Raw genomic sequence first — 8929 nt, forward strand, 5'->3', positions numbered from 1 at the left:
CGCGCTCGGTCGAGACGTCGACGGTGTCCATCGCGAAGGCGCCGTCGACGATGAGCTCGAGCACCGGCCCGCGCCGGCGCAGCACGACCTCGCCGTGCGGGGTGTCCGCGCGCGCGACGGTGACCGGCGAGGTGTCGACGTCCACGGCATCCGACCCTACGACGGGGCAGGCGGACGGATGGGTATGCGAAGGGGCGGGTAGGCGGTCGGGTGGCCCCGCCGCATACCCGCCCCTCACGGACGGCGACCTCAGATGTCGAGGCCGAGCTCCGCGTCGTCGAGCCGGATCGCCTCGCCCGAGCCCGGGCCGAAGACCGGGTAGGCGTAGTCGTCGTAGCTCGGCAGCGCATACATCGCCTGGCGGGCCTCCTCGGTCGGCTCCACCGCGATGTTGCGGTAGCGGGGCAGGCCCGTGCCGGCCGGGATGAGCTTGCCGAGGATGACGTTCTCCTTCAGGCCGAGCAGCGGGTCGGAGCGACCCTCCATCGCGGCCTCGGTGAGGACCCGGGTCGTCTCCTGGAAGGAGGCCGCCGACAGCCACGAGTCGGTCGCGAGCGACGCCTTCGTGATGCCCATGAGCTCGGGCCGGCCCGCGGCCGGCCGTCCGCCCTCGGACACGACGCGACGGTTCTCCTCCTCGAAGCGGCCCCGCTCGGCCATCGTGCCGGGCAGCAGGTCCGCGTCGCCGGACTCGAGGATCGTGATCCGGCGGAGCATCTGCCGGACGATGACCTCGATGTGCTTGTCGTGGATCGACACACCCTGCTGGCGGTACACGGCCTGGACCTCGTCGACGAGGTGCTTCTGCGCGGCTCGGGGGCCGAGGATGCGCAGCACCTGCTTGGGGTCGATGGAGCCCTGCGTGAGCCGGTCGCCGACCTCGACGTGGTCACCGTCGTGGACGAGCAGCCGGGCCCGCTTGGTGACCGGGTAGGCCTGCTCCTCGGAGCCGTCGTCCGGGGTGAGCAGGATGCGGCGCGCCTTGTCGGTCTCCTCGATCTGCACCCGGCCCGAGGCCTCGGCGATCGGGGCGACACCCTTGGGGGTGCGGGCCTCGAAGAGCTCGACGACACGCGGCAGACCCTGGGTGATGTCGTCGCCGGCCACACCACCGGTGTGGAAGGTCCGCATCGTCAGCTGGGTGCCGGGCTCGCCGATCGACTGGGCCGCGATGATCCCGACGGCCTCGCCGATGTCGACGAGCTTGCCCGACGCGAGGGAGCGGCCGTAGCACTTCGCGCAGGTGCCGACCTTGCTGTCGCAGGTGAGGACCGACCGGACCCGGACGGTGTCCACGCCCGCGGCGAAGAGCGCCCCGATGACGACGTCGCCGAGGTCGATGCCGGCCTCCGCGAGGACCTCGCCGTCCTTGACGACGTCCTCGGCGAGGGTCCGGGCGTAGACCGAGGTCTCGACCTCCTCCGACAGCGACCGGGTGCCGGTGCGCTCGTCGGTGACGGCGATCGGCATGACGAGGCCGCGCTCGGTGCCGCAGTCGTCCTCGCGGATGATGACGTCCTGCGAGACGTCGACGAGGCGCCGGGTGAGGTACCCGGAGTCCGCCGTCCGCAGGGCGGTGTCCGCGAGGCCCTTGCGGGACCCGTGCGTCGAGATGAAGAACTCGACGACCGACAGCCCCTCGCGGAAGTTCGCCCGGATGGGCCGCGGGATGATGTCGCCCTTCGGGTTCGACACGAGGCCTCGCATGCCGGCGATCTGGCGCAGCTGCATCCAGTTACCGCGCGCCCCGGAGGACACCATCCGGTAGATGGTGTTGTCCCGCGGGATGTTGGCCTCCATCTCCTTGGCGATCTCGTTCGTCGCCTGGGTCCAGATCTCGATGAGCTCCTGGCGGCGCTCGTCGTCGGTGATGAGACCGCGCTCGTACTGGGTCTGGACCTTCGTGGCCTTCGACTCGTAGCCCTCGAGGATCTCCAGCTTGCGCGGCGGCGTGACGACGTCGGAGATGGCGACCGTCGTGCCGGACCGGGTGGCCCAGTGGAAGCCGTACTCCTTCAGCGCGTCGAGGCTCGCCGCGACCTGGACCTTGCTGTAGCGCTCGGCGAGGTCGTTGACGATCGTCGACAGCCGCTTCTTGTCGACCTGGTCGTTGACGTAGGGGTAGTCCTCCGGGAGCGTCTCGTTGAACAGGGCGCGCCCGAGCGTCGTCTCGACGAGCCACGTCGCGAGGAAGCCCTCGTCGTCGACCTCGACGCCCTCGCCGAGGACGGTGCCCGGCGTGGGGACGACGTGGTCGAGGCGGATCCGCACCTTCGAGCCGAGGAGGATGTCGCCGGCGTCGTAGGCCATCCGGGCCTCGGCGACCGTCGAGAACACCCGGCCCTCGCCCGGCCCGTCGGCCACCTCGCTCGTGAGGTGGTAGAGCCCGATGATCATGTCCTGGGTCGGCATGGTCACCGGACGGCCGTCGGCCGGCTTGAGGATGTTGTTCGAGGAGAGCATGAGGATGCGGGCCTCGGCCTGCGCCTCCGCCGACAGCGGCACGTGGACGGCCATCTGGTCACCGTCGAAGTCGGCGTTGAACGCCGTGCAGACGAGCGGGTGGATCTGGATGGCCTTGCCCTCGACGAGCTGCGGCTCGAACGCCTGGATGCCGAGGCGGTGCAGCGTGGGCGCCCGGTTCAGCAGGACCGGGTGCTCGGTGATGACCTCCTCGAGGACGTCCCACACGACCGAGCGCTGGCGCTCGACCATCCGCTTGGCGGACTTGATGTTCTGGGCGTGGTCGAGGTCGACGAGCCGCTTCATGACGAACGGCTTGAACAGCTCCAGCGCCATCTGCTTGGGCAGCCCGCACTGGTGCAGCTTGAGCTGCGGGCCGACGACGATGACCGAGCGGCCGGAGTAGTCGACGCGCTTGCCGAGCAGGTTCTGGCGGAACCGGCCCTGCTTGCCCTTGAGCATGTCGGACAGCGACTTCAGCGGCCGGTTGCCCGGCCCGGTGACGGGGCGGCCACGGCGGCCGTTGTCGAAGAGGCTGTCGACGGCCTCCTGGAGCATCCGCTTCTCGTTGTTGACGATGATCTCCGGCGCGCCGAGGTCGAGCAGCCGCTTGAGGCGGTTGTTCCGGTTGATGACGCGGCGGTAGAGGTCGTTGAGGTCGGACGTCGCGAACCGGCCGCCGTCGAGCTGGACCATCGGACGCAGGTCCGGCGGGATGACGGGGATGGCGTCGAGGACCATGCCCGAGGGCTGGTTCGTCGTCGTCTGGAACGCCGAGACGACCTTGAGCCGCTTGAGGGCCCGGGTCTTGCGCTGGCCCTTGCCGGTCGCGATGACCTCGCGGAGGGACTCCGCCTCGGCCTCGAGGTCGAAGGTCTCCAGCCGCTTCTGGATCGCGGCCGCGCCCATGCCGCCCTCGAAGTAGAGGCCGAACCGGTCGCGCATCTCGCGGTAGAGCACCTCGTCGCCCTCGAGGTCCTGGACCTTGAGGTTCTTGAAGCGGTCCCAGACCTGCTCGAGGCGCTCGATCTGCTGGTCGGCGCGCTTGCGGATCTGGTTCATCTCGCGCTCGGCCTGGTCGCGGACCTTGCGCCGGGCGTCGGACTTGGCGCCCTCCGCCTCGAGCGTCGCCATGTCGAGCTCGAGCTTCTTGGCCCGGGCGTCGATGTCGGCGTCGCGCTTGTTCTCGTACTCCTTCTTCTCGACCTCGATCTGGGCCTCGAGCGAGGGCAGGTCGGCGTGCCGCTGGTCCTCGTCGACGGAGGTGATCATGTAGGCCGCGAAGTAGATGACCTTCTCCAGGTCCTTCGGGGCGAGGTCGAGGAGGTACCCGAGGCGGCTCGGGACGCCCTTGAAGTACCAGATGTGGGTGACGGGCGCGGCGAGCTCGATGTGGCCCATCCGCTCGCGGCGCACGGCCGCCCGAGTCACCTCGACGCCGCAGCGCTCGCAGATGATGCCCTTGAAGCGGACCCGCTTGTACTTGCCGCAGGCGCACTCCCAGTCGCGGGTCGGGCCGAAGATCTGCTCGCCGAAGAGGCCGTCCTTCTCCGGCTTGAGGGTGCGGTAGTTGATCGTCTCGGGCTTCTTGACCTCGCCGTGGCTCCAGGCGCGGATGTCCTCCGCGGTGGCGAGGCCGATGCGCAGCTCGTCGAAGAAGTTGACGTCGAGCACGTGGTTCCTTCTCTCGTAACTCTTTGGTAAGGCTGGTGGTCTGTCAGGTGGGTAGTCGTCGCCGGATCGGTCGTATGCCATGCCGAGGCATGGCATACGACCTCACCTGTCAGACCTCTTCGACGCTGCTCGGCTCCCGCCGGGACAGGTCGATGCCGAGCTCCTCGGCGGCGCGGAAGACGTCCTCCTCGGCCTCCTTCATCTCGATGGCCTGCCCATCGCTGGACAGCACCTCGACGTTGAGGCAGAGGGACTGCATCTCCTTGATGAGGACCTTGAAGGACTCGGGGATGCCGGGCTCGGGGATGTTCTCGCCCTTGACGATCGCCTCGTAGACCTTGACGCGGCCGTTGACGTCGTCGGACTTGATGGTGAGCAGCTCCTGGAGCGCGTAGGCGGCGCCGTACGCCTCGAGGGCCCAGACCTCCATCTCACCGAAGCGCTGGCCGCCGAACTGGGCCTTCCCGCCGAGCGGCTGCTGGGTGATCATCGAGTACGGACCCGTGCTGCGGGCGTGGATCTTGTCGTCCACGAGGTGGTGCAGCTTGAGGATGTACATGTAGCCGACCGACACCGCCTCGGGGAACGGCTCGCCGGAGCGGCCGTCGAAGAGCCGCGCCTTGCCGGAGCCGTCGATGAGGCGGTCGCCGTCACGCGTCGTGAGCGTCGAGTCAAGCAGGCCGACGATCTCGCCCTCCCCCGCACCGTCGAAGACGGGCGAGGCGACCCGGGTGCCCGGCTCGGCCGAGCGCGCGTCCTGGGGGATCTTCGCGGCCCAGTCGGGGTCGCCCTCGATCTGCCAGCCGCGGCTCGCGGCCCAGCCGAGGTGCAGCTCGAGGATCTGCCCGACGTTCATCCGGCCCGGCACGCCGAGCGGGTTGAGGACGACGTCGACCGGCGTCCCGTCCTCGAGGAACGGCATGTCCTCGACGGGCAGGATCTTGGAGATGACGCCCTTGTTCCCGTGGCGGCCGGCGAGCTTGTCGCCGTCGGTGATCTTCCGCTTGTTCGCGACGTAGACGCGGACGAGCTGGTTGACGCCGGGGGCGAGCTCGTCGCCGTCGTCCTTGTCGAAGACCTTGACGCCGATGACGGTGCCCGTCTCGCCGTGCGGCACCTTGAGGGAGGTGTCGCGGACCTCGCGGGCCTTCTCGCCGAAGATGGCCCGGAGCAGCCGCTCCTCGGGGGTCAGCTCGGTCTCGCCCTTGGGCGTCACCTTGCCGACGAGGAGGTCGCCGTCGCGGACCTCCGCGCCGATCCGGATGATGCCGCGCTCGTCGAGGTCGGCGAGGACGTCCTCGGAGACGTTGGGGATGTCCCGGGTGATCTCCTCCGGCCCGAGCTTGGTGTCCCGGGCGTCGACCTCGTGCTCCTCGATGTGGATCGAGGAGAGGACGTCGTCCTGGACGAGGCGCTGGGAGAGGATGATCGCGTCCTCGTAGTTGTGGCCCTCCCACGGCATGAACGCGACGAGCAGGTTGCGCCCGAGCGCCATCTCGCCACCGTCGGTCGCCGGGCCGTCCGCGATGAGGCCGCCGGCCTCGACACGGTCGCCCTCGGAGACGATGACCCGCTGGTTGTAGGAGTTGCCCTGGTTGGACCGGGTGAACTTGCTGATCCGGTAGGTGCGGCTCGTGCCGTCGTCGTGCGCGACGGTCACCAGGTCGGCGGACACCTCGGCGACGACGCCGGGCTTCTCGGCGACGACGACGTCACCGGAGTCCACGGCGGCGCGGAACTCCATGCCCGTGCCGACGAGGGGCGCCTCGCTCTGGACGAGCGGGACGGCCTGCCGCTGCATGTTCGATCCCATGAGCGCGCGGTTCGCGTCGTCGTGCTCGAGGAACGGGATGAGCGCCGTCGCGGCCGAGACCATCTGGCGCGCCGAGACGTCCATGTAGTCGACGTCGCTGGCCGGGATGTACTCGACCTCGCCGCCCTTGGTGCGGACGAGGACGCGCTCGTCGACGAACGTGCCGTCGGGCGCGACGGCCGAGTTCGCCTGGGCGATGAGGTGCATGTCCTCCTCGTCGGCCGACAGGTAGTGGATCTCGTCGGTCACGCGGCCGTCGGTCACCTTGCGGTAGGGCGTCTCGATGAAGCCGAACGGGTTGATCCGCCCGTAGGACGCGAGCGAGCCGATGAGGCCGATGTTCGGGCCCTCAGGGGTCTCGATGGGGCACATCCGGCCGTAGTGGCTCGGGTGGACGTCGCGGACCTCCATGCCGGCGCGGTCCCGGGACAGACCGCCCGGCCCGAGCGCCGAGAGCCGCCGCTTGTGGGTCAGCCCGGCGAGCGGGTTGTTCTGGTCCATGAACTGCGACAGCTGGCTCGTCCCGAAGAACTCCTTGATGGAGGCGACGACGGGACGGATGTTGATGAGCGTCTGCGGCGTGATGGCCTCGACGTCCTGGGTCGTCATCCGCTCGCGGACGACGCGCTCCATCCGGGACAGGCCGGTGCGGACCTGGTTCTGGATGAGCTCGCCGACGTTGCGCAGGCGGCGGTTGCCGAAGTGGTCGATGTCGTCGACCTCGACGCGCAGCCGGGTCTCCTCGCCGTCGCGGACGCCCGGGATCGTCTCCTCGCCGGCGTGGAGGGCCACGAGGTACCTGATCGTCGCGACGATGTCCTCGATGGTGAGGGTCGACTGCGACAGCGGCTCGGCGAGGCCGAGCTTCTTGTTGATCTTGTACCGGCCGACCTTGGCCAGGTCGTAGCGCTTGCCGTTGAAGTAGAGGTTGTCCAGGAGGGTCTGGGCGGCCTCGCGCGTCGGCGGCTCGCCGGGGCGCAGCTTGCGGTAGATGTCGAGGAGCGCCTCGTCCTGGCCGGACACGTGGTCCTTCTCCAGGGTGAGCCGCATCGACTCGTAGTCGCCGAACTCCTCGAGGATCTGCGCCTCGGACCACCCGAGGGCCTTGAGGAGGACGGTGACCGACTGCTTGCGCTTGCGGTCGACGCGGACGCCGACCATGTCGCGCTTGTCGATCTCGAACTCGAGCCAGGCGCCGCGGCTGGGGATGACCTTGGAGGTGAAGACGTCCTTGTCCGACGTCTTGTCCGGGGTGCGCTCGAAGTAGACCCCCGGGCTGCGGACGAGCTGGGAGACGACGACACGCTCGGTGCCGTTGATGATGAAGGTGCCGCGCTCGGTCATGAGCGGGAAGTCGCCCATGAAGACCGTCTGGCTCTTGATCTCACCGGTCGTGTTGTTCATGAACTCGGCGGTGACGAACAGCGGCGCCGAGTAGGTCTGGTCGCGCTCCTTGCACTCCTCGATGGAGTACTTGACCTCCTCGAAGCGGTGGTCGCGGAAGGACAGCGACATCGAGCCGCTGAAGTCCTCGATGGGCGAGATCTCCTCGAAGATCTCCTCGAGGCCGGAGCGGTCGGGCACGTCTCCCCGGTTCTCGGCCTTGGCGGCGGCCACCCGGGCCTGCCAGCGCTCGTTGCCGAGCAGCCAGTCGAAGCTCTCGGTCTGGAGGGCGAGGAGGTCGGGGACCTCGAGGGGCTCCTTGATCTTGGCGAAGGACAGACGACCCGAGGCCGTCCGTGCAGAGGTGATGGTTTGGGACGAGGTGCGCGAGGCAGCCAACGATGGTCCTTCCACTGGCAAAGCGGACGTTCGGTTGGGCGACGCGGCTCAGGCCCGGGGATCGACCTTCCTCACCTGTGCACGGGGCACGCCGGAAGGACACTCACGAAAGAGCGGATCGAGGACGAGGGCAGCGCAAAGCGACAGCATACTCTCTTGCGCACGACAACTCAACCCCCACCCCACATCCCTGTCGGGGGGAGTCGTCGAGACGACCCGCACACTATGAACCCGCGACCGCTCGCGGGTCAAGCGTTTGCGGCATTTCCGGTGCGTTCCGGCCGCATTCCCGCGTCTCCACGCGCCTTATCGCCCTCTCCGGGCCGCACAGCGTCGGCGTTCCAGGCCGCTCGCTGTCGGCGCTCCGTGCCGCTCGCGCCCGGCGTCGGGCTCCCGGCCGGGAAGCGGACGACCCGACCCGGCAGGTGTGGGCTTGTCGTGGTCGGACCGGCCGGATGACCACGACAACCCCGCACGTGCCGAGTTGTTGCTGCCCAGGAAGGGGTTCGACCACGACAACCCCGCACGTGCCGAGTTGTTGCCGTCCAGAGCGCGAGAAGACGACATCTTCTCGGCACGTGCGGAAGCCGGGTGCGGGCGCGGCGGCAGGTGTGGGCTTGTCGCGGCTCGGGCGGATGGCCGCGTGGCGTGAGGTTCTCGGTCGGCGCACGGGCCGAGTGAGCCTGGAGGAAGAGGTTGAGGCCTTCTGGGGAAGCTGACCAGACCCAGGACTCTGGCCAGCTTCCCCACAAGGACTCTTCGGGCCCCGACGACGGATTCGACCACGACAACCCCGCACGTGCCGAGGCGCTGCTGCCCGGGTGATGCAGGGACATACGGAAGCGGGGCCGTCGACGTGGTGTCGACGGCCCCGCTTCGCGGAGGTGAGGTGCCGGTCAGCCGGCAGGGCTCACTTGAGGGTGACGGTGGCGCCGGCGCCCTCGAGCTGCTCCTTGGCCTTCTCGGCCGCAGCCTTGTCGACCTTCTCCAGGACGGCCTTGGGGGCGCCGTCCACGAGGTCCTTGGCCTCCTTGAGGCCGAGGGAGGTCAGCGTCCGGACCTCCTTGATGACCTGGATCTTCTTCTCGCCGGCGGCCTCGAGGACGACGTCGAACTCGTCCTGCTCCTCCTCGGCGGCAGCGCCTGCGTCGCCACCGGCGGCGGCCGGGGCGGCGGCGACCGCGACGGGCGCGGCGG

General features: G+C 69.2%; 3 protein-coding genes. All 3 read right to left on the minus strand.

Translation table 11 applies throughout. From position 1 onward, the window contains the following. Positions 1-249 precede the first annotated feature (249 nt). Entirely contained in the window at positions 250-4137 is a 3888-nt protein-coding gene (locus BN12_RS12470) for a DNA-directed RNA polymerase subunit beta' (RefSeq protein ID WP_048552894.1), read from the minus strand. 109 nt (positions 4138-4246) lie between these two features. After that, positions 4247-7732 (minus strand): DNA-directed RNA polymerase subunit beta, encoded by a 3486-nt coding sequence (gene rpoB, locus BN12_RS12475; RefSeq protein ID WP_048552896.1) that lies wholly within the window; start codon positions 7730-7732, stop codon positions 4247-4249. Positions 7733-8642: 910 nt separating this feature from the next. Then, positions 8643-8929: 50S ribosomal protein L7/L12 (gene rplL, locus BN12_RS26155; RefSeq protein WP_048552898.1), on the minus strand; the 287-nt coding region annotated here is incomplete at its 5' end.

Origin of the sequence: Nostocoides japonicum T1-X7 (assembly GCF_001046855.1) — a bacterium.
In the GTDB taxonomy this organism is placed as follows: domain Bacteria; phylum Actinomycetota; class Actinomycetes; order Actinomycetales; family Dermatophilaceae; genus Nostocoides; species Nostocoides japonicum.